Genomic DNA, 21018 nt, shown 5'->3' on the forward strand with positions numbered 1-21018 from the left:
CGTTTTTTGCGCAAATAGAGAGTCGCAGGAATGAAGCCGTTCGCCTCCCGTTATCTGCTCCTTGTGGCCTTTTCAGTGCTGCTGGGCGCCTGCCAAAGCACGCCTCCGGTGGCCGAAGTCCCCGATGCGCGGGCCACGGCCATCGCACAGCTGGAGCAAAGCCTGGCCAGCAGCGAACTGGCCACTGCCGAAGACCAATTGGCAGCCTTGCAGGCCGAAACACCCAACGATCAATCCCTTGAGCAATACCAGCGCCAGTTGGCCGAAGCCTATCTGCGTCGCAGCCAGATCGTCCTGCAGAAGGGCGATGTGAATGCGGCCGCAACCGCATTGGCCCGTGCCCGCGTGTTGATGCCCAAGGCCCCGGCGCTGACCGGTGGCGTCAACGGCGCGATCACCGAAGCGCGCAAGGCCGAGCTGGAGAAAGCCGAAGCAGCGCTGCAGGCCGCTGAAGCCAAGCCGAAAGCCAAGGTGATCGATCCGACCGCCGAGAGCACCACGGTCGCGCTGAATATCACCGATAGCCGCAAACTTCGCCGCCAACTGGATGCGATCGCCGCCGATGTGGTGAATTACGACTGTGCGGTGAGCATCCAGGCCCCGCGCACCAATGATTACCCTTGGCTGGCGACGTTGATCACCAAGCGTGTGAAGAAGCTTGATCCGGATTTCGATCTGCAAATCAAAAAGCAGATTCTGCGCAGCGTTCCTGCTCAAGTAGTCTTGAGTCCTCGCAAGCCATAAGAAATCGCGAGCAGGCTCGCTCCCACAGGTACAACATGAATACTGTGGGAGCGAGCCTGCTCGCGATGACTATTTCAGGCATTACAAAACTATCAGGCCGGAATAGCCTTGGCCTTAGGCTCCCGATCCCAGACCCGATGCTGCCCGATCGCAGCAAAGAATGGCTTGGTCAGCGCGCCAACATCCTTGCCTTCTAACAATCCGGCATCCGCCTCCAGCTTCAGCACATCCAGCAACTGTTTGGCCTCGCCATGCAGCGCAATCGCCTTCAAGTGTTTGTACGCCTCCAGCAGGTAATGCAACGCCACGCCGTCAGCGCTCAACGCCTTGACCGACGCCGCGCCACCCGGCACGAACACCGCGTCGAACGCCACCGAAGGCAAACCCTCCATCGACGCATCCACCGCCAGGCTTTTGCCATCGGCGGTCTTCACCGGCGCTGAGGTCGGGCCGAGCAATTTGGCGTGCGCACCTTCTGCCGCCAGCGCCTTCTTCATCCCATCAATCGCCGCACCATCGACGCCGTTGGCCGCAAGGATCGCGACTTTTCGCGTCTTGATGTTCTCCGGCAACAGGTTGGCCTGACTCAGCGATGGCGAGTGATCCAGTGATGTTTTCGGCACGTCGACCGTGCCTTTGGCCGGTGCCGGCAACCCCAGGTTTTGCGCCACGCGCTTGGCCAGTTCCAGATCGATGTTGGCCAGGATCTCGTTCACTTCCCGCGCCCGAATGTGCTCGCGTTCAACCTTGCCCAGTTCGAAGCTGTAAGCCGAGATGATGTGTTCCTGCTCGTGCTTGCTCATGCTCTTGAAGAACAACCGCGCCTGGGAAAAGTGGTCGCTGAACGACTCGCTGCGCTGGCGGATCTTGTTGGCGTCGATACGCTCCGGATAGCTTTCGAACCCGCCGTCCTGCGCCGCCGGTGGGGTTTCTTTCGGCCAGCCGCCATCGATGGAATTCGGCTCGTATGACGCGCGGCCCTTGTCGATCACCGTGCGGTGCTGGGCGTCGCGCTGGCCGTTGTGGAATGGCGCGATCGGGCGATTGATCGGCAGCTCGTGAAAGTTCGGCCCGCCGAGTCGGCTGATCTGCGTGTCGGTGTAGGAAAACAGCCGACCTTGCAGCAGCGGGTCATTGGAGAAGTCGATGCCCGGCACGATATGGCCGGGGCAGAACGCAACCTGCTCGGTCTCGGCGAAGAAGTTGTCCGGGTTGCGATTGAGGGTCATCTTGCCCAGCGGCGTGATCGGAACGATTTCCTCGGGAATCAGCTTGGTCGGGTCGAGGATGTCGAAATCGAAGTCGTGCTCGTTTTCCTCCTCGATGACCTGTACGCCAAGTTCCCATTCCGGGTAGTCCCCGGTCTCGATGGCCTCCCAGAGATCGCGCCGATGGTAGTCGGTGTCTTTACCGGCCAGCTTCTGCGCTTCGTCCCACACCAGTGAGCAAGTGCCGGCGGTAGGACGCCAGTGGAATTTGACGAAGCGCGATTTGCCTTCGGCGTTGATCAGCCGGAAGGTATGCACACCGAAGCCCTGCATGCTGCGCAGGCTTTTCGGGATGGCCCGGTCGGACATGGCCCAGATGACCATGTGCGCCGATTCCGGCACCAGCGACACGAAGTCCCAGAAGGTGTCGTGGGCGGAGCCGCCGGTGGGGATCTCGTTATGCGGTTCAGGTTTTACGGCGTGGACGAAGTCGGGAAACTTGATCGCGTCCTGTATGAAAAATACCGGCATGTTGTTGCCGACCAGATCGAAGTTGCCTTCGTCGGTGAAGAACTTCACGGCAAAACCACGCACGTCACGTACGGTGTCGCCGGAACCACGTGGCCCCTGGACCGTGGAAAAACGCACGAACACCGGGGTTTTCTTCCCCGGATCCTGCAGGAAACCGGCCTTGGTCAACGTCGAATGGTTCTCGTAGCTCTGAAAGAAACCATGGGCGCCGGTGCCGCGGGCGTGGACGATGCGCTCGGGAATCCGCTCATGGTCAAAGTGCGTGATCTTTTCACGCATGATGAAGTCTTCCAGCAGCGACGGCCCGCGAGCCCCGGCCTTGAGGGTGTTCTGGTTATCAGCAATTTTCACGCCCTGATTGGTGCGCAGGGCCTGGCCCGTGGCGTCCGAGCGAAACTTCTCCAGGCTGTCGAGTTTGGCATTGGTGTTGGCGCGATCCGGGGTATCGGTGCCGGCCAGTTGGCTTTTGTCATTGGCAGGTTTCTTGGTACTCATCAGTCATGAACTCCTGTTTGTCCCGGGATTGCTCCGGAACGCTTGAGTGTTTCCCAGGCACGGCACCCAGGGTTTTCAAGTCGCTTAAGTAGTGACTGACGAGGGTTTCGGGCGTTCCTTTTTTATGACCTTTGATCCTGTTATTGCCAAATCGAAGGTTATTTGCGAAATAAATGCTAAGAACCTCTATACGGACAGGCTAAAATGCGCGCCCGGCTAACCGCTGATCCTTTTCCAACGCGCCCCACAAGGTTCGCTACGTGATCGAGTTTCAAAACGTCCATAAGACTTACCGCGTCGCCGGTAAGGACATCACCGCGCTGCACCCGACCAGCTTCTCCATCGAGAACGGTCAGGTGTTCGGCCTGATTGGCCATTCCGGTGCGGGAAAAAGTACCCTGCTGCGTCTGATCAATCGCCTGGAGCAATCCAGTGGCGGCAAGATCATCGTCGACGGCGAAGAAGTCACCGCGCTGGACGCCAACGGCCTGCGCCGTTTCCGTCAGCAGGTCGGGATGATCTTCCAGCACTTCAACCTGCTGGCGTCCAAGACCGTGGCCGACAACGTCGCGCTGCCGCTGACCCTGGCCGGTGAACTGTCCCGTGCCGAGATCGACCAGCGTGTGGCCGAGTTGCTGGCGCGGGTCGGTCTGTCCGATCACGCCAAAAAGTACCCGGCACAGCTGTCCGGCGGTCAGAAGCAGCGCGTCGGCATCGCCCGCGCTCTGGCGACCAAGCCGAAGATCCTGCTGTGCGACGAAGCCACCAGTGCCCTCGACCCGCAGACCACGGCGTCGGTCCTGCAACTGCTGGCCGAGATCAACCGCGAGCTGAAGCTGACCATCGTCCTGATCACCCACGAGATGGATGTGATCCGCCGCGTGTGCGATCAGGTCGGCGTGATGGACGCCGGCGTGATCGTCGAGCAAGGTTCGGTGGCCGATGTGTTCCTGCATCCGAAGCACCCGACCACCAAGCGCTTTGTTCAGGAAAGCGAGCAGATCGACGAAAGCGAGCAGCGCGATGACTTCGCTCACGTGCCGGGCCGCATCGTGCGTCTGACCTTCCAGGGCGAAGCGACCTACGCGCCGTTGCTCGGTACCGTCGCCCGGGAAACCGGTGTGGACTACAGCATCCTGGCCGGTCGCATCGACCGCATCAAAGACATTCCTTACGGGCAATTGACCCTCGCCGTCACCGGTGGCGACATGGAAGCGGCCTTCGCCCGCTTCACCGCCGCTGACGTTCACATGGAGGTGTTGCGCTAATGGAAGACCTGATGAGTTTCTTCACCAATATCGACTGGTACGAAATCTGGCTCGCCACCGGCGACACCATGATGATGCTCGGCGGTTCGCTGCTGTTCACCGTGTTGCTCGGCCTGCCGCTGGGCGTGCTGCTGTTCCTGTGCAGCCCGCGTCAGTTGCTCGAAGCCAAAGGCGTGTACGCGATGCTGTCGCTGGTGGTGAACATCCTGCGTTCGCTGCCGTTCATCATTCTGTTGATCGTGATGATCCCGTTCACCGTGCTGATCACCGGCACCTCGCTGGGCGTGGCCGGTGCGATTCCGCCGCTGGTAGTGGGCGCGACCCCGTTCTTCGCGCGGCTGGTGGAAACTGCCCTGCGTGAAGTCGATCGCGGCATCATCGAAGCGACCCAGTCGATGGGCGCGACCACTCGCCAGATCATCATGAACGCCTTGCTGCCGGAGGCCCGTCCGGGCATCTTCGCAGCGATTACGGTGACGGCGATTACACTGGTTTCCTACACGGCGATGGCCGGTGTGGTCGGCGCCGGTGGCCTGGGTGACCTGGCGATCCGTTTCGGCTATCAGCGGTTCCAGACCGACGTGATGATCGTGACCGTGGTGTTGCTGCTGATTCTGGTGCAGGTGCTGCAAATGGTAGGCGACCGACTGGTCGTGCACTTCTCGCGCAAATAACCGGTTTTGTAATGACATGAGCCGGCCATTCGCTGGCAGGCGCCAGACGGGCGCCGTAAAAAGGAGTTAGCTGAATGAAAAAACTGATCGTTGCCCTGGCTGCCGTTGCAGCGTTCTCGGCCCACGCCGACGAAACCCTGACCGTTGCTGCCACTCCGGTGCCGCACGCGGAAATCCTCGAGTTCGTGAAGCCTGTGCTGGCCAAAGAAGGCGTGGATCTGAAGGTCAAGGTCTTCACCGACTACGTACAGCCGAACGTCCAGGTGGCCGAGAAGCGTCTGGACGCCAACTTCTTCCAGCACCAGCCGTACCTCGATGAGTTCAACAAGGCCAAGGGCACCAGCCTGGTTTCCGTGACCGGCGTGCACCTGGAACCGCTGGGCGCCTACTCCAGCAAGTTCAAGAAAATCGAAGAGCTGCCAAGCGGCGCCAACGTGGTAATCCCGAACGACGCCACCAACGGCGGCCGTGCGCTGTTGCTGCTGGCCAAGGCTGGCGTGATCACCCTGAAGGATCCGACCAACATCCTGTCGACCGTCAAGGACATCGCCCAGAACCCGAAAGACCTGAAGATCCGTGAACTGGAAGCCGCGACCATCCCGCGCGTGCTGACCCAGGTCGACCTGGCGCTGATCAACACCAACTACGCGCTGGAAGCCAAGCTCGATCCGTCCAAGGATGCGCTGGTCATCGAAGGCAGCGACTCGCCTTACGTGAACATCCTGGTGTCCCGCGCGGACAACAAGGACAGCGACGCCATGAAGAAACTGGCCGCTGCGCTGCACAGCCCGGAAGTGAAGAAATTCATTACCGAGAAGTACAAAGGCGCGGTGTTGCCGGCGTTCTGATTTGATCGTGCCCACGCAGAGCGTGGGAACGATCAAAAAGAAAAGGGGACGCCAGTGGCGTCCCCTTTTTTGTGCGTTCAGTTTTTACTTGCGGCTCAACATCACCGGCAACTGCGCCACCAGCTTGGCATTATTCAACGGCGCCCGAATAAACCCGCGCTGCGTCCCATCAGGCCCGATCACCGCCAGGTTCCCACTGTGATCCACCGTGTAATTCGGCTTGCTGGTATCCGCCGGAATGAACGGAATGCTCACTGCGTTCGCCACCTTCTGCAGCTCGTCGATCGACTTCGGCGTCAGACCGATGAACTGTGGATCGAAGTAGCCCAGGTACTGCTTCAACTGCGCAGGGTTGTCGCGGTTCGGGTCGACGCTGACCAATACGATCTGCAATTTATCCACAGCATCCTTCGGCAGCTCGCTCTTGATCTGGCGCAGCTGGGCGAGGGTGGTCGGGCAGATGTCCGGGCAGAAGGTGTAGCCGAAGAACAGCAGGCTCCACTTGCCCTTGAGCTCGTTGACCGTGACCGGTTGGCCGTCCTGATTGGTCATCGTCACGTCCGGCAGGTTGCGGCTCTGCGGCAGCAGGATGATGCCGGCGTCGATCAGCGCGGTCGGGTCGCCCTGGCCCTTGCCGCTCAGCACTTTGTTGACGGTCAGGCCGAGAATCAGCGCGATCACGGCGACGAGGATGAAGACGGTTTTCTGGGTTCGAGTCATAGGTTCAACAGTAGGTAGTGGTCTACGAGCAGGGCGATGAACAGCAGAAACAAGTACCAGATAGAGTACTTGAAGGTGTTGATCGCCGCGTGCGGCCGAGTGCCACGGTACAGCACCACGGCCCATTGCAGAAACCTGGCACCCAGACCGAGCGCGCAGATCAGGTACAGCAGGCCGCTCATGTGGATTACGTATGGCAACAGGCTGACCGCCAGCAGGGCGAAGGTGTACAGCAGAATGTGCACCTTGGTGTAGTGCTCGCCATGGGTGACCGGCAGCATCGGAATGTCGGCCTTGGCGTATTCCTCTTTGCGATGGATCGCCAGCGCCCAGAAGTGCGGTGGGGTCCAGGCGAAGATGATCAGCACCAGCAGCAACGGTTCGGCGCTGACGTGGCCGGTGGCGGCGGTCCAGCCGAGCAGCGGCGGGGCAGCGCCGGCAAGGCCGCCGATGACGATGTTCTGCGGCGTCGCGCGTTTGAGGAAACCGGTGTAGATCACCGCGTAGCCGAGCAGTGAGGCCAGGGTCAGCCATGCGGTCAGCGGATTGGTGAAGGTCAGCAACAAGGCCTGGCCGAGCAACGCCAGCACCAGCGCAAAGGTCAGTGCTGCCGTGGGCGAAACCCGGCCCTCCGCCAGCGGCCGTTTGTGGGTGCGGGCCATGACCGCATCGATGCGCCGGTCCACCACATGATTGACTGCCGCCGCGCCACCGGCACACAACGCAATCCCGAGGTTGCCGAACACCAGCACCGTCCACGGCACCCCGGCGCGGGTCGCGAGGAACATGCCAACCAGCGAGGTGATCAGCATCAGCACCACGACTTTCGGTTTGGTCAGCTCCAGGTAATCACGCCACAGCGCCTGCGCCGGACGTTCGCCGATCAGAATCGCCATGGCGTCTCTCCTTTAATAGTGATGGGCGCCGCCGAGTGTTTGCGCGGGCTCAGGCGCCAGCGCGCGATCATCGGTTGCTTGACCCGAAACAGGCTGGTCCGCGCGTGATAGTTGACCAGCACCATCGTCAGCAGCAGCGCCGCACCGCCGGCGTTATGCGCCACAGCCACCGGCAGCGGCAGATGGAACAGCACGTTGCTGATGCCAAGGGTGATCTGCGCGGCGAGGGCGATCAGCACCAGCCCGGCCAGTCGCGTCATGCCCACCACTTTCAGTTGCCAGGCCAGACCAAGCAGGACAATCGTCACCAGCAGGGCGCCGATGCGGTGGGTCAGGTGAATCGCCGTGCGTGCATCGCTGTCGAGTTGCCCGCCGAGGTAATTGGGGCCGATGTGTTGGGTCAGGTGAAAGCCGTTGGCGAAATCCGCCGGCGGCAGCCATTGGCCGTGGCAGGTCGGGAAGTCGATGCAGGCCACCGCCGCATAGTTGGAGCTGACCCAGCCTCCCAGCGCAATCTGGCCGATCACCAGCAGTAATCCGGCAGTCGCCCAATATTGCAGACGCTTGGGCACGGTCAGCGCCGGCAGCACGCCGGACAGTCTTAACGTCAGCAGAAACAGCAGGCTCAAGGTCGCGAAGCCACCGAGCAAATGCCCGGTCACCACTTGCGGCCAGAGCTTGAGTGTCACCGTCCACATGCCAAATGCGGCCTGGGCGAACACCACTGCCAGCAGAAACAGCGGCAGTTTCAGCGGTTGCCCCGGATGACGGCGGTTCACCCACGCGCGCCCGGCCAGTACCGAAATCAGCATGCCGAGGGTGCCGGCGAAGTAGCGGTGGATCATCTCGTTCCAGCCTTTATGCGCCTCCACCGGCGAGTCGGGGTAATGCAGTTCGGCATGGGCCAGTTGGGCTTCGCTTTTCGGCACGCTGATGAACCCGTAGCAGCCCGGCCAGTCCGGACAGCCGAGGCCGGCGTGGGTCAGGCGGGTGTAGGCGCCGAGCAGCACCACGATCAGCGCCAGCAGGGTGGCAAACAGCGCGAGGCGAAATCCAGGTTTGGCCATGACGATGCCCTTATCCGATGTTCGACAGTTTCAGCAGGTGGCGCAGGTCGTTGAGCAGATCCTTGCCTTTCACGCTCGGGTCGTAGCGCAGCACGAGGTTGCCGTGGGGATCGATGATCCACAGCTGCGGTGTGGCCTTGTCGCCTGTGGCCTTGCTGAAGGTGGCTGCGTCCAGCGGGTAGCGTTGCAGCTGCGGATATTCGCGGGTCAGCTTGGCTTCGTAGTCGGCAGCCAACGGTTGTGCAGCGGCCAGGGCGTGGCTGGCGCGCCCGGCTTCGCGGCCCAGGCCGATCTGGATCTGCCGCGCCAGGTACACCAGTTGCTGGCAGTCCACCGCGCAATCCTTCGGCGCGGTGACCAGCATCTGCCAGCGCGTTTCGTCGGCCTGGATGCCGAGGTCGGCGCGGGTCTGGCCGTTGCCGATCAGTTCGCCGTGATAGCTGCGACCTTCCGGCACCCAGAACTGCAACTTGTACATGCCGGTGGCGAGGATCATCGGACCGACCACGCCGAGCACGATCAGCAGCAGCTGGATGCGTCCGCGACGGCGACTGGCCGGGGCTTTTGCTTCAGACATGCTGGGTGGATTCATGGCCGCTCCCATGGTGTTTCTCCTTTGCGTTGTGCCAGCCGAGATAGAGGTAGAGACCGAGCAGGGCGGTGGCCATGGCGAACCACTGCACGGCGTAACCGAGGTGTTTTTCCGGGCCCATGGCGACCACCGGCCAGTCGGCCTGATAGCTGGCGGGGCCGGGTTCGGCGCGTAATTCGTAGGCGAAGCCGTCGCGTTCGAGGGTTTTCCACAGCTTCGCGGGTTCGACGGCGGTGACGGTTTGCGGCCAGGTACTGCTGACCGGATCGGCATGCAGCTGGAAGGTCGCGCCGGGGGCGACGTACACCCAGGCATCGACATTCACGGCGTCGGCCGGTGTGTTGAATTGCGGTGCCGTGCGCCGATCCGGCCACGGCAGCCAGCCGCGATTGACCAGCAGCCACTGGCCGCTGCGTTGATCCTGAAACGGTTGCAGCAATTCGACGCCGACCTTGCCGTTGCGCTGACGGTTGTCCAGCAACAGGCTGTGGGCAGCATCGAACTGGCCGTGCAGATGCACCCGGCGAAACGCCGGATCGGCGCTGTGCAGCAACTCGGTGCTGGCCATCGGTTCGGCGGCGCGGCGTTCGGCGTAGCTGGCGAGCAGGGCGGTTTTCTCCGCGCCCCGGCCCAGTTGCCAGAAGCCCAGCGAAATCAGCAACGGCAGCAGCAGGCCGACCACCAGTGTCGGCACCACGCCCGGCCGGAAGCGCTTCATGGCCGGGCCAGAAAATCAGTGAGTGCGATCGCTATACTCAACTGCATCGCTTGTTCCCCCGGAGTTCTTCCCATGCTCAAAGCAGCCATCGTCCTGATGCTGATTGCCACGGTGGTCAGCCTGTTCAGCGGCCTGTTTTTCCTGGTCAAGGACGACAGCAGCTCGAATCGGCTGGTGATCGCCTTGAGTGTTCGGGTGACGTTGGCCGCCGTCACCGTCGGCCTGATCGCCTGGGGTTTCTACAGCGGCCAACTGGTGTCGCACGCGCCTTGGTAGCTCTGTTCCTCAGAGCACGTAAACGAAGATGAACAAGCCGATCCACACCACATCGACGAAGTGCCAATACCAGCTCGCCGCTTCAAAACCGAACTGATGTTCGTTGTCGAAGTGGCCCTTCATGATGCGCATCAGCATCACGAACAGAATGATCGTGCCGATGGTCACGTGGGCGCCGTGGAAACCGGTGAGCATGAAGAACGTCGCGCCGTAGATGCCCGAGCCGAGGGTCAGCCCCAGTTCGTGGTAGGCGTGGATGTATTCTTCGGCCTGGAAACCGAGGAACGCGCAACCCAGCAGCACGGTGATCGCCAGCCACAGTTTCAGCGCGCCGCGATGACCTTTCTTCAGCGCGTGGTGGGCGATGGTGATGGTCACGCTGGAACTCACCAGCAGGATGGTGTTGATCAGCGGCAGGCCCCAGGGGCTGATGACTTCCTTGGGCGGCGGGAACAGTTTCGGATCCGGCGTGTGTAGCAGAGGCCAAGTGAACTGGAAGTTCGGCCAGAGCATATGGGCGATGCCTTTGGTGCCTTCGCCGCCCAGTGCCGGGCCGGAGATGTGCCGCACGTAGAACAGCGCGCCGAAGAAGGCGACGAAGAACATCACCTCGGAGAAGATGAACCAGCTCATGCCCCAGCGGAACGACCGGTCCAACTGCGGGCTGTACAACCCCGCGCGGCTTTCCTTGATCACCGTACCGAACCAGCCGAACAGCATGTACGCCAGCAACAGGCCGCCGACGAAAAAGATCAGCGGGCCGTGGGATTCCGGGCGCGCTGCCTTCAGATCGTTGAACCAGGTCGCCAGACCGTACACGGTGACGAACATCCCCACCGTGGCCACGATCGGCCACTTGCTCTGGGCCGGGACGTAATAGTGCTCATGAGTTGCCATTTATTGTTCTCCTTATCGGGCACGCTTAACCGCCAGTGTTTGCAGCCACCGGAGGATGTCGGGCGGTGATATCGAACAGCGTGTAGGACAGCGTCAGGTGCTTCACGTCCTTGGGCATGTCGCGGTCAACGATGAAACGCACCGGCATCTCGATCTGCTGACCGGGCTGCAGCACCTGCTGGGTAAAGCAAAAGCATTCGGTCTTGTGGAAGTAAGCCGCCGCATTGCTCGGCGCGATGCTGGGCACCGCTTGCGCGCTCATCGGTTTGTCGGTGGGGTTGCGCGCGATGAAGATCATCTCGTTGACCGCGCCGGGGTTGGCCGTCAGTTCGTCATGCTTGGGATAGAAATCCCACGGCATGTCGGCAGTGTTGGTCGACAGAAACTGCACCCGCACCTGCCGTGAAGCATCGACGGTCTGCTCGCCCTCGTACTGCCCGGCGGTCTTGCCGTTGATGCCGAACGCCTTGCACATCACGTCGTAGATCGGCACCAAAGCAAAGCCGAAGACGAACATCGCCACCACCACGCCGAGCAATCGGGTGACCAGCTTCTTCATCGAAATCGAGTCAGCCATGGTGTTCAGTCTCAAAATGGGTCCATGTGGGAGCGAGCTTGCTCGCGAAGCAGGCACTGCGGTTCTTCACTAACACCGCGTTATCATTCTTCGCGAGCAAGCTCGCTCCCACAGTCATTTCACTTCCGGCGGCGTGGTGAAGGTGTGATACGGCGCCGGTGACGGCACGCTCCATTCCAGACCTTCGGCGCCATCCCACGGTTTGGCCGGAGCCGGTTCGCCGCCACGGATGGTCTTGATCACGATGAACAGGAAGAAGATCTGCGTGGCACCGAACATGAATGCGCCGATCGACGAGACCATGTTGAAGTCGGCGAACTGCAGGTTGTAGTCCGGAATCCGCCGGGGCATGCCTGCCAGACCCACGAAGTGCATCGGGAAGAACGTCAGGTTCATGCCGACGAAGGACAGCCAGAAGTGCAGCTTGCCCAGGGTTTCGTCGTACATGTGGCCGGTCCATTTCGGCAGCCAGTAGTAGGCCGACGCGAAGATCCCGAAGATCGCCCCCGGCACCAGCACGTAGTGGAAGTGCGCAACCACGAAGTAGGTGTCCTGGTACTGGAAGTCCGCCGGGGCGATGGCCAGCATCAGTCCGGAGAAACCGCCGATGGAAAACAGGATCACGAACGCCACGGCAAACAGCATCGGTGTCTCGAAGGTCATCGAGCCTTGCCACATGGTGCTGGCCCAGTTGAACACCTTCACTCCGGTCGGCACCGCGATCAGCATCGTCGCGTACATGAAGAACAACTCGCCCACCAGCGGGATGCCCACCACGAACATGTGGTGCGCCCAGACGATGAACGACAGGAACGCGATGCTCGCCGTGGCGTAGACCATCGAGGTGTAGCCAAACAGCGGCTTGCGCGAGAAGGTCGGGATGATCTGGCTGACGGCACCGAAGGCCGGCAGGATCATGATGTACACCTCGGGGTGACCGAAGAACCAGAACACATGCTGGAACAGCACCGGGTCACCGCCACCGGCGGCACTGAAGAAGCTGGTGCCGAAGTGGATGTCCATCAGCATCATCGTCACGCACCCGGCCAGCACCGGCATCACCGCGATCAGCAGGAACGCGGTGATCAGCCAGGTCCAGACGAACAGCGGCATTTTCATCAGGGTCATGCCGGGGGCGCGCAGGTTGAGGATGGTGGCGATCACGTTGATCGCGCCCATGATCGAACTGATCCCCATCAGGTGGATGGCGAAGATGAAGAACGTGACGCTTTCCGGCGCATAAGTGGTGGACAGCGGTGCGTAGAACGTCCAGCCGAAGTTCGGCCCGCCACCGGGGGTGAACAGGGTCGAGACCAGCAGCAGGAAGGCCGCCGGCAGCAGCCAGAAGCTGAAGTTGTTCATCCGCGGCAGGGCCATGTCCGGCGCGCCGACCATCAACGGGATCATCCAGTTGGCGAGGCCGACGAACGCCGGCATCACCGCGCCGAACACCATCACCAGGCCATGCATGGTGGTCATCTGGTTGAAGAACGCAGGCTCCACGATCTGCAGGCCGGGCTGGAACAGCTCGGCGCGGATCACCATGGCGAACGAGCCGCCGAGCAGGAACATGCAGAACGCAAACCACAGGTACAGTGTGCCGATGTCCTTGTGGTTGGTGGTCAGCACCCAGCGCATCAGGCCTTTGGCGGGGCCGTGGGCGTGGTCGTGGTCGGCATGACCGTGGTCATCGATGACAGCGCTCATGGCCGGTCTCCTTCAAGTGAGTGGACTGGGCAGGCCGGGGCGCAGGGCCCCGACCGGTTCACGAAGTACGCAATAGACCGGCTCATTTGCTTTCCGCCTGTTTCAGCTCCAGCACTTCTTTTGGCGTGACCATGTCGCCCTTGTTGTTGCCCCAGGCGTTACGTTCGTAGGTCACGACCGCTGCGATATCGACTTCCGACAGTTGCTTGCCGAACGCCGCCATGGCGGTGCCGGGCTTGCCGTGGAAGACAATGCTCAGGTGCGCGTCTTTCGGGCCGGTGGCGATTTTCGAGCCCTTGAGGGCCGGGAACATCGGCGGCAGGCCCTGGCCTTCAGCCTGGTGACAGGCGACGCAGGTGGTGTGGTAGATCTTGTCGCCGCGCTCCTTGAGTTCGTCGAGGGTCCATTCCTTGCTGGTCAGCTCCTTGAGCTGCAACGCTTCGGCCTTGCGCTCGGCGAGCCATTTTTCGTAGTCGGCCTTCTCTTTGACGTCGACCACGATCGGCATGAAGCCGTGGTCCTTGCCGCACAGTTCGGCGCACTGGCCACGGTAGAGGCCGGGCTTGTCGATGCGGGTCCAGGCTTCGTTGACGAACCCCGGGATCGCATCGCGCTTGACCGCGAAGGCCGGCACCCACCAGGAGTGGATCACGTCGGCGGAGGTCACGAGGAAGCGCACCTTGGCGCCGGTCGGCAGCACCAGCGGCTTGTCGACCTCCAGCAGGTAGTGCTCGCCCTTGGTTTCCTTGTTGTGGATCTGCTCGGCGGGCGTGGCCAGGTTGCTGAAGAACTCGACGTCCTGGCCCAGGTATTTGTAGTGCCACTTCCACTGATAACCGGTGATCTGGATATCGATATCCGGCTCACTGGTGTCGTACATCTTGATCAGGGTCGCGGTCGCCGGAACGGCCATCGCCACCAGGATCAGCAGCGGGACGACGGTCCAGAGAATTTCGACGGTGGTGCTTTCGTGGAATTTTGCGGCGACCTGCCCGGTAGAACGGCGGTGCACCATCATCGACCAGAACATGGCGCCGAAGACGATGATCCCGATCACCACACAGATCCAGAAAATGGTCATGTGCAGGTCGAATACTGCGTGACTGATTTCAGTCGCTCCAGGCGCCATATTCACAGTCCAGGCAGCGTGCGCCGGGCTGAAAATCGACCACAACAGGAGGCCCATCCAGACGTGTGGATGTCGCATCATTGCGGGTTCCCCTTATCGTTCTTGTTATCCCGCCGGCTTTCGCCTGCGGCAAGGGATCGGCTGCATCAGACTACGAACTTGAATCGCCGGGCCTTGCTGCGGGTGCAGTCGGGCGTCATCAGCTAACTCCATTCACTGGCGAGTATAGACAGCGGCTGAAAAATGCAATGTGCGCACGTAAATCGAATGAAACAGCTGGCACTTGCGTTCCAGGGCACGAATGGAGAAGGATGCAGACGAGTGGTGGCAAACCGATATAACGCCGTTGCATCAAGGATGAAATAATTATGACAAATGCGTCTTAGCATTTTTCGTAAGCCAGCTAAGTTATGTCTTCCCTATTTCATTGCCTTGTTTCCTGGAGTTTTCATGAACACCGCCGCATTGCGCGAGCAGATCCACATAGCCCGACAACACGAGATTGAAACCGGAAAGCTGACCCGTCAGCTGGAAGCCCAACTGCAACACCTGCACCCGGCCATCCAGTTGCCGGAAACCGACGCCAACGGCGTGCTGACGCGATTTGTCGCCGCCTACATCGACGAAGTGCCAGACCTGCTGGATGCAGCCAATGAAGTCGCCAGGGAAGCGGGAATCGAGTCGCAGATCAAACCGGTGCTGAAAATCGCCGAGCAGTACTTCATCCAGCCGCCCGTGGGCCTGGACAGTCTGCTGGACGAAGCCTATCTGGCGCACCGTTTTGTCGAAGAGGTCAACGACCTGTACATCAAGCATTTCGGCCAGCCACTGATCCCCTTGGACATGACGGTCGCCAATCTGATTGCTCACCAGTTGATCGGTGAGGAATTTGCCAACCAACTCGACGAAGTGGTGCATCACGCGGTGGACAGCATGCTCGACGACGACAGCTTTGCGCTGGAGTCGGTGGAAGCCTACCGCGAGAAACTCAGCAGCCCGGACACCGGTGCGGCGTGGAAACGCTGGCCGTGCATGAGCCGCCGTCTGGGCGTGGGCCTGGAGCTGGATCAGCCTGCGGCTTGATCTCGGCGCAAACGATTGGGGGAACAGATTGCTCTGTTCCCCCAAATGTTTTCAGCCCGCCGCACCGATCCCGGTGGTGGTGCGGATCCGCCCCTCGAGCCGTCGCTTCAACCCGCGCGACTCGATCAACAGTTTCGCCCCCTTGGCCGCATTCGCCCGGCCCCACTCTTCGAGCAGTTCCAGACACGAATGGTCGATGTAGCTCAGGTTATTGAGCGGCACGTGCACCGTCGTGCCCGGCGGAATACTGCCCAGCACCTGCGTCAGTGCCGGCACTTTGAGGAACGTGGCCGCGCCCACCAGACGCAACTCCATTTCCCCGTCCTGCGGCAGATCGATCAGGCTGATTTTCAGGCGTGAAGCTTTGAACGCCAGCTTCACCAGGGTCAGGCCGAAACCGATCAGCACACCAGTCAGCAGGTCGGTGAAGATGATCGCCAGCGCCGTGGCGGCGTAGGTGAACATCGGCATCCGGCCATAACGCCCCAGACCACGGAACGCCTTGAGATCCACCAGTTTGAAACCGGTGTAGACCAGAACACCCGCCAGACTCGCCACCGGAATGCTCTGCAGCACGCTCGACAACAACAGCACAAACGCCAACAGCCACAGGCCATGGAAGATCGTCGAGTAGCGCGTGGTGGCGCCAGCCTGGACGTTGGCCGAACTGCGCACGATCACCCCGGTCATCGGCAGCGCACCGACCAGCCCGCAGAGCATGTTGCCGACGCCTTGCGCCGACAGCTCACGGTCGAAATCCGAACGCGGGCCGCTGTGCATGCGATCCACCGCGGCGGCGGACAGCAGGGTTTCAGCGCTGGCGATGAAGGCCACAGCGAACGCGGCGATCAGCAGCGTTGGATCGGCGAGACTGAGCAGGTCCGCTGGTTTCAGCCAGTCGATGGCTTCGGCGAGATTCTCTGGCACTTCAACTCGTTTCACTTGCAACGCCAACAGCAGGCTGGCACCTGTCGCCAGGCCGACACCGAGCAGCGCGCCCGGAATGAAGCGCAGCGAATGCGGGCGGAATTTCTCCCACAGCCACATCACGGCGATGGTCGAAAGCCCGAGCAACCCGGCCTGCCAGCCAAGGGACGGCAAGGCCTGCGCCACCGCGCCGGGGAATGCCGTGAGGTTGTCCAGACCAGACGGTTTCGGCGCGGCATCCAGCATCACATGTACCTGCGACAGCACAATCAGCACGCCAATCCCCGCAAGCATGCCGTACACCACCGCTGGCGCCGTGACCCGGAACCAGCAACCGAGCTTCAGCCGTCCGGCCACCAGTTGCAGGAAACCGGCGAGCAGTAGGATCGGCCCGAGCATTTCGATGCCGTGCTGGCGCACCAGCTCGAACACCAGCACCGCCAGACCCGCCGCCGGCCCGCTGACCTGCAACGGCGAACCCGCCAGCCAGCCCACCACCAGACCGCCGATGATCCCGGTGATCAGGCCTTTGGCTGGCGGCAGCCCTGACGCAATGGCAATGCCCATGCACAGCGGCAGGGCGACCAGAAACACAACCACTGAAGCGAGCAGCTCCCGTGGCAACACAGCTTTCAATTGAGCCGCACGCATGGCGATACTCCCGAAGTTTTCTTCAGGCGTGGCGAGGCCGGACCGCTGAAACAGCGGCCGGCGTCAAACCACACAGATTTTTAGGAGGATTTAGAAGCGCGCTTTGGGCGTCGCCACCGGGATCGGATGGCTGCCGTCGAGCGGCAGGAAGCAACCCTGATCCGCGTCGTAAGCTTTGATTTCGCTGGTTTCGATGTTGTAGACCCAGCCATGGATGAACAGATGACCGTTCGCCATGCGCGAGGCTACCGAAGGATGGGTACGCAAGTGCTGCAGTTGGGCGATGACGTTCTCCTCGGTGAGGATCGGCATGCTTTCTTTTTCGTTGGCGCAGTTGCAGTTGTCCTGCACCATGGTTTTCGCGACTTCGGCGTGGCGTAGCCAGGCTTTGACCGTCGGCATTTTTTCCAGGCTGTCCGGGTTGAGCACCGCACGCATGGCGCCGCAATCGGAGTGGCCGCAGATGATGATGTGCTGCACGCCAAGGGCCAGAACCGCGTATTCGATGGCGGTGGAAACGCCACCGTTCATCTGGCCATAGGGTGGCACCACGTTGCCGACGTTACGGGTCACGAACAGATCGCCGGGGGAGCTCTGGGTGATCAGTTCGGGCACGATGCGCGAGTCGGCGCAGGTGATGAACATCGCCCGTGGCGACTGGGCCGTGGCGAGTTTCTTGAAGAGTTCTTCCTGCTGCGGAAAGACCTCATGATGAAAATGCAAAAAGCCGTCAACGATATGCTTCAACGCTGCATCGGCGGATTCCGCCACAGGGGCGGCTTGCGCCGACGCAGCCAACGGCTGTTTATCCTTGTCACTCATGATTCATCCTCATTGGCGGATTCGGGGAGTCGTTCCCGTGTATTCCGGTGTGAAGCCAGTGGCTGTTTAGAACATCCGGGTCATCCCGACCCGTCAGTCACTCGATGAACAAGGTAACCGCCGAAACTTAACTCAAACTGAATCAAGCGCTCTAGAACGTGTGTTCCAGGTCACAAAAAACGTGACCGGCGTAAACCGGGCCAAGCATTCCTTCCTCTCAACCATAGGCCAATTGTCCCTAAATCAGCGCCATCTGGCGACCCGGCGGACAGAAGGCCGTGCAATCGAGATTGAAGCCTTCACGGTGATTGAGCCCAAGGCGTTTGAGTGCTTTGGCGAAGCGTTGGGCGAGCAGGTCGGCAAATGGCCCCTCGCCGCGCATTCGGACACCGAAACGGCTGTCGTACAGCTCGCCGCCCCGGCTCTGGCGGATCAGGCTCAGCACATGCGCCGCACGTTGCGGGTAGTGCGCTTCAAGCCATTCCTCGAACAGCGGCGCCACTTCCAGCGGCAGGCGCAGCATCATGTAGGCCGCGCTCTGGGCACCGGCGGCGTGAGCTTCGGTCAGCAGGCTTTCGATTTCGCTGTCGTTGATCATCGGAATCATCGGCGAGCACAACACACCGACCGGAATTCCCGCCTCGCGCATCACCCGAATCGCCCGCAACCGGGCCTTGGGTGCGGCGGCGCGGGGTTCGAGGATGCGTTTGAGTTCATCATCCAGGGTGGTCAGGCTGATCATCACCGCCACCAGCCGTTGCTGCGCCAGTTCGGTAAGCAGGTCAAGGTCGCGCAGGATCAGCGAGCCCTTGGTGACGATGGTCACCGGATGCCGGTAGCGCAGCAGCACTTCGAGGGTCTGGCGGGTGATCCGGTGTTCGCGTTCGATCGGCTGATAGGGATCGGTATTGGAGCCGAGGTTGATCGGAGCGCATTGATAGCCTTTTTTCCCCAGCTGTTCTTCCAGCACCTGCGCGGCATTGGTTTTGGCGATCAGTTTGGTTTCGAAATCCAGCCCCGGCGACATGTCCCAATAGGCGTGGCTGGGCCGTGCGTAGCAATAAATGCAGCCATGCTCGCAGCCGCGATAGGGATTGATCGAGCGGTCGAAGGGCAGGTCCGGCGAGGTGTTGCGAGTGATGATGGTCTTCGCGGTTTCGAAGCTGACTTCGGTGCCCTGGGTCAAAGGCACTTCCTGAAACCAGCCGTCATCCTCGGCCACCGAACGACTCGGCGCGAAGCGGTTGTGCGGGTTGGTCGCGGTGCCGCGACCGCGCGGGGGCAATGGGCTGGTCATCACAGGTGTCCTTGATCTGTATATGCATACAGTATCCGCAAGGTGGCGGATGTTCCACTACCGTTCAGCCGTCCATCAATAAATCGCGCGGTTAGTTGTAAGTTTGTTTAGAGATAAAGTTGCAGTTGTGCAAATTGAAGAAACATAAGTTGGCTGTTCGTTTACTGTTCAGGTTCGTAATATCCACTCCGCTTCACAACACTTGATCATATAAAAGACAAAAGGATTTGATGATGTCGTTTTTTAATTCGCGCGGTATTTTTCTGCAACTGATGCAGCCCGGCCCATCGGAGCCCAATACACTGGTTTCCATGCAACTGGCGCGCAAGGAACTGGGCTGGGATGCCGAGGCGGGCGTGCAGACCGAAATGCTGGTTGATCCGATTTTTGTCACCGCGACTTCCCGGGATGGCGGCCATACCTTCAGCATCGGCCGTCTGGAGCACGATGTGGATCGTGACGGTGAAATCGGTGAGCAGGATCGAGCCAAACTGGTTGCCCTGGCCAAAGCCTATGCCAGTATCACCAATCCGTAACAGCGATTGAATCAATAACCCCTGCATGATTAATCATGCAGGGGTTATTGCGCTTAGTTGTGGCTGGTTACTTGTCCAAGATCACCGGCTGATGTTGTAGTCATATCGTCGGTGCGTAACTTGGCAACCTCTTTCGCAGTGACAGGGGATGCCTTGTTACCCCAACTTCCACGAATAAAACTCACGACATCCGCCACTTCCTGATCCGACAGACGCCAGGCGAAACCCGGCATGGTGAAGGTGGACGGCGCCGTGTGCGTCGCAGGCAGGGTGCCGCCCTTGAGCACGATGTGGATCAGCGAAGTCGGGTCGTCCGATTGCAGCACCGGATTGCCTGCCAGCGCCGGGAACACCCGAGTGTAGCCGTGGCCGTCGGTGCGGTGGCACGCCGCGCAGTTGTCGATGTACACCGACGCGCCACGCTGACTGTCATTACCGTTCCAAAGGGCCTTGGCGGCTTTCTCGTCGTACTGGTGCGGCTGGTCGGCAGGATCGTTGGCCGGCAGCGATTTCAGGTAACGGGCAATCGCGGTCAGGTCGGCGTCGGTCATGTACTGCATGCTGTGGGTGACCACGTCGCTCATGCCGCCGAACACCGCGCTGCGGTCGCTGCGACCGGTCTTGAGAAACTGCACCAGTTGTTCCTCGCTCCAGCTGCCGAGGCCGTCCTTGTGGTCGCCGCGCAGGCTCTTGGCGATCCAGCCTTCCAGCGGCGCACTGCCTGACAGAAAACTGCTGCCTTCGGCCGCGCTCAGGGATTTTTCCTGCATGGTCAGGGCCCGTGGCGTATGGCAGGCGCCGCAATGTCCGAGGCCTTCCACCAGATACGCCCCACGGCTGACGACGGCATCGTCCGACGCGGGTTTGTAGTCCTCGACCTTTGGTGCGAACAGCCAGCGCCAGCCCATCAGCGGCCAGCGCATGCTCAGTGGCCACGGGATGTCGCTGGCCTTGTTCTCTTGTGCCACCGGTTCAACGCCGTGCATGAAGTAGGCGTAAAGCGCCTGCATGTCGGTTTCGCTGACGCGGGCGTAGGACGGATACGGCATCGCCGGGTACAAGGTACTGCCGTTTTTGGCCACGCCATGGCGCACGGCCTGGTCGAAATCCTCGAAACTGTAGTCACCGACGCCGGTTTTATCCGGGGTAATGTTGGTCGAGTAGATCGTGCCGATCGGGGTTTCCATCGGCAGGCCACCGGCGAACGGCTTGCCGTCCTTGGCCGTGTGGCAGGCCACGCAGTCGCCGGCACGGGCGAGGTATTCGCCTTGTTTGATCAAGGATTGATCAACTTCGGCGCCATGAACGGCAGTGCTGCCGAGCAGGGCCAGGGTCGCGATAACGAGAGTCTTCAT

Annotated in this window: 21 protein-coding genes; 7 read left to right on the forward strand and 14 right to left on the reverse strand. The window is 61.0% G+C overall.

Annotated elements, in window-relative coordinates; genetic code table 11:
- Positions 1 to 30 precede the first annotated feature (30 nt).
- The gene (locus tag ABTV87_RS00345) at positions 31 to 744 is read left to right on the forward strand and encodes a PA5502 family lipoprotein (RefSeq protein ID WP_064592487.1); all 714 of its coding nucleotides are present in this window, start codon (positions 31 to 33) and stop codon (positions 742 to 744) included.
- 92 nt (positions 745 to 836) lie between these two features.
- Here the strand turns inward: ABTV87_RS00345 and katE are convergent, their stop codons facing one another.
- A complete protein-coding gene (gene katE, locus ABTV87_RS00350; protein ID WP_433898810.1) occupies positions 837 to 2978 on the reverse strand; it encodes a catalase HPII in 2142 nt (713 codons plus the stop codon).
- A 260-nt stretch (positions 2979 to 3238) separates the two neighbouring features.
- On the opposite strand from katE, the gene ABTV87_RS00355 reads away from it, so the two are divergent.
- The 3 genes from ABTV87_RS00355 (at position 3239) to ABTV87_RS00365 (ending at position 5768) form a co-directional block, all read left to right on the forward strand.
- A complete protein-coding gene (locus ABTV87_RS00355; RefSeq protein ID WP_007953999.1) occupies positions 3239 to 4246 on the forward strand; it encodes a methionine ABC transporter ATP-binding protein in 1008 nt (335 codons plus the stop codon).
- The gene (locus tag ABTV87_RS00360) at positions 4246 to 4920 is read left to right on the forward strand and encodes a methionine ABC transporter permease (RefSeq protein WP_433898811.1); all 675 of its coding nucleotides are present in this window, start codon (positions 4246 to 4248) and stop codon (positions 4918 to 4920) included. Before ABTV87_RS00355 ends, ABTV87_RS00360 begins: the two co-directional genes overlap by 1 nt.
- A 74-nt stretch (positions 4921 to 4994) precedes the next feature.
- Positions 4995 to 5768, forward strand: a complete 774-nt coding sequence (locus tag ABTV87_RS00365) for a MetQ/NlpA family ABC transporter substrate-binding protein (protein WP_007953996.1) — start codon at positions 4995 to 4997, stop codon at positions 5766 to 5768.
- A gap of 84 nt (positions 5769 to 5852) precedes the next feature.
- Here ABTV87_RS00365 and ABTV87_RS00370 read toward each other — a convergent pair whose 3' ends face one another.
- The 5 genes from ABTV87_RS00370 to ABTV87_RS00390 are packed head-to-tail and all read right to left on the reverse strand — an operon-like array spanning position 5853 to position 9761.
- Complete coding sequence (locus ABTV87_RS00370) at positions 5853 to 6488, reverse strand: SCO family protein (protein WP_127796507.1); 636 nt, start codon at positions 6486 to 6488, stop codon at positions 5853 to 5855.
- Entirely contained in the window at positions 6485 to 7384 is a 900-nt protein-coding gene (cyoE, locus tag ABTV87_RS00375) for a heme o synthase (RefSeq protein ID WP_085606403.1), read from the reverse strand. Before cyoE ends, ABTV87_RS00370 begins: the two co-directional genes overlap by 4 nt.
- Entirely contained in the window at positions 7372 to 8451 is a 1080-nt protein-coding gene (locus tag ABTV87_RS00380) for a COX15/CtaA family protein (protein ID WP_085606405.1), read from the reverse strand. Before ABTV87_RS00380 ends, cyoE begins: the two co-directional genes overlap by 13 nt.
- Before the next feature lie 10 nt (positions 8452 to 8461).
- The gene (locus ABTV87_RS00385; protein WP_085606407.1) at positions 8462 to 9055 is read right to left on the reverse strand and encodes a hypothetical protein; all 594 of its coding nucleotides are present in this window, start codon (positions 9053 to 9055) and stop codon (positions 8462 to 8464) included.
- The gene (locus ABTV87_RS00390) at positions 9021 to 9761 is read right to left on the reverse strand and encodes an SURF1 family protein (RefSeq protein ID WP_433898812.1); all 741 of its coding nucleotides are present in this window, start codon (positions 9759 to 9761) and stop codon (positions 9021 to 9023) included. Before ABTV87_RS00390 ends, ABTV87_RS00385 begins: the two co-directional genes overlap by 35 nt.
- Positions 9762 to 9833: 72 nt before the next feature.
- On the opposite strand from ABTV87_RS00390, the gene ABTV87_RS00395 reads away from it, so the two are divergent.
- Entirely contained in the window at positions 9834 to 10037 is a 204-nt protein-coding gene (locus ABTV87_RS00395) for a twin transmembrane helix small protein (protein WP_064592503.1), read from the forward strand.
- Positions 10038 to 10046: 9 nt separating this feature from the next.
- Here ABTV87_RS00395 and ABTV87_RS00400 read toward each other — a convergent pair whose 3' ends face one another.
- From ABTV87_RS00400 to coxB, 4 genes are all read right to left on the reverse strand, one after another.
- Entirely contained in the window at positions 10047 to 10934 is an 888-nt protein-coding gene (locus ABTV87_RS00400; protein ID WP_007953985.1) for a cytochrome c oxidase subunit 3, read from the reverse strand.
- Between the two features lie 25 nt (positions 10935 to 10959).
- Positions 10960 to 11511, reverse strand: a complete 552-nt coding sequence (locus tag ABTV87_RS00405; RefSeq protein WP_011331799.1) for a cytochrome c oxidase assembly protein — start codon at positions 11509 to 11511, stop codon at positions 10960 to 10962.
- Positions 11512 to 11625: 114 nt separating this feature from the next.
- Positions 11626 to 13218 (reverse strand): cytochrome c oxidase subunit I, encoded by a 1593-nt coding sequence (gene ctaD, locus ABTV87_RS00410; protein ID WP_007953983.1) that lies wholly within the window; start codon positions 13216 to 13218, stop codon positions 11626 to 11628.
- An 82-nt stretch (positions 13219 to 13300) separates the two neighbouring features.
- A complete protein-coding gene (coxB, locus tag ABTV87_RS00415) occupies positions 13301 to 14428 on the reverse strand; it encodes a cytochrome c oxidase subunit II (protein ID WP_007953982.1) in 1128 nt (375 codons plus the stop codon).
- Between the two features lie 369 nt (positions 14429 to 14797).
- Here coxB and ABTV87_RS00420 point away from each other — a divergent pair, with 369 nt between their 5' ends.
- Positions 14798 to 15430, forward strand: a complete 633-nt coding sequence (locus tag ABTV87_RS00420) for a hypothetical protein (protein WP_007953981.1) — start codon at positions 14798 to 14800, stop codon at positions 15428 to 15430.
- 51 nt (positions 15431 to 15481) lie between these two features.
- Here the strand turns inward: ABTV87_RS00420 and ABTV87_RS00425 are convergent, their stop codons facing one another.
- The 3 genes from ABTV87_RS00425 to ABTV87_RS00435 form a co-directional block, all read right to left on the reverse strand.
- Entirely contained in the window at positions 15482 to 17008 is a 1527-nt protein-coding gene (locus tag ABTV87_RS00425; protein WP_085606418.1) for a SulP family inorganic anion transporter, read from the reverse strand.
- 90 nt (positions 17009 to 17098) lie between these two features.
- Entirely contained in the window at positions 17099 to 17830 is a 732-nt protein-coding gene (locus ABTV87_RS00430) for a carbonic anhydrase (RefSeq protein WP_007953979.1), read from the reverse strand.
- A 238-nt stretch (positions 17831 to 18068) separates the two neighbouring features.
- Positions 18069 to 19127, reverse strand: coding sequence for a PA0069 family radical SAM protein (locus tag ABTV87_RS00435; protein WP_433898813.1), 1059 nt, complete (start codon positions 19125 to 19127; stop codon positions 18069 to 18071).
- Positions 19128 to 19360: 233 nt separating this feature from the next.
- Between ABTV87_RS00435 and ABTV87_RS00440 the strand changes: the two genes are divergently transcribed.
- On the forward strand, positions 19361 to 19663 hold the full coding sequence (locus ABTV87_RS00440; protein WP_007953977.1) for a hypothetical protein: 303 nt from the start codon (positions 19361 to 19363) through the stop codon (positions 19661 to 19663).
- Positions 19664 to 19716: 53 nt separating this feature from the next.
- Here ABTV87_RS00440 and ABTV87_RS00445 read toward each other — a convergent pair whose 3' ends face one another.
- Positions 19717 to 21018 carry a c-type cytochrome gene (locus tag ABTV87_RS00445; protein WP_433898814.1) on the reverse strand — a complete coding sequence of 434 codons (1302 nt, stop codon included), beginning with the start codon at positions 21016 to 21018 and terminating at the stop codon, positions 19717 to 19719.

Origin of the sequence: Pseudomonas sp. PSE1(2024), assembly GCF_050990555.1 — a bacterium.
In the GTDB taxonomy this organism is placed as follows: domain Bacteria; phylum Pseudomonadota; class Gammaproteobacteria; order Pseudomonadales; family Pseudomonadaceae; genus Aquipseudomonas; species Aquipseudomonas aphyarum.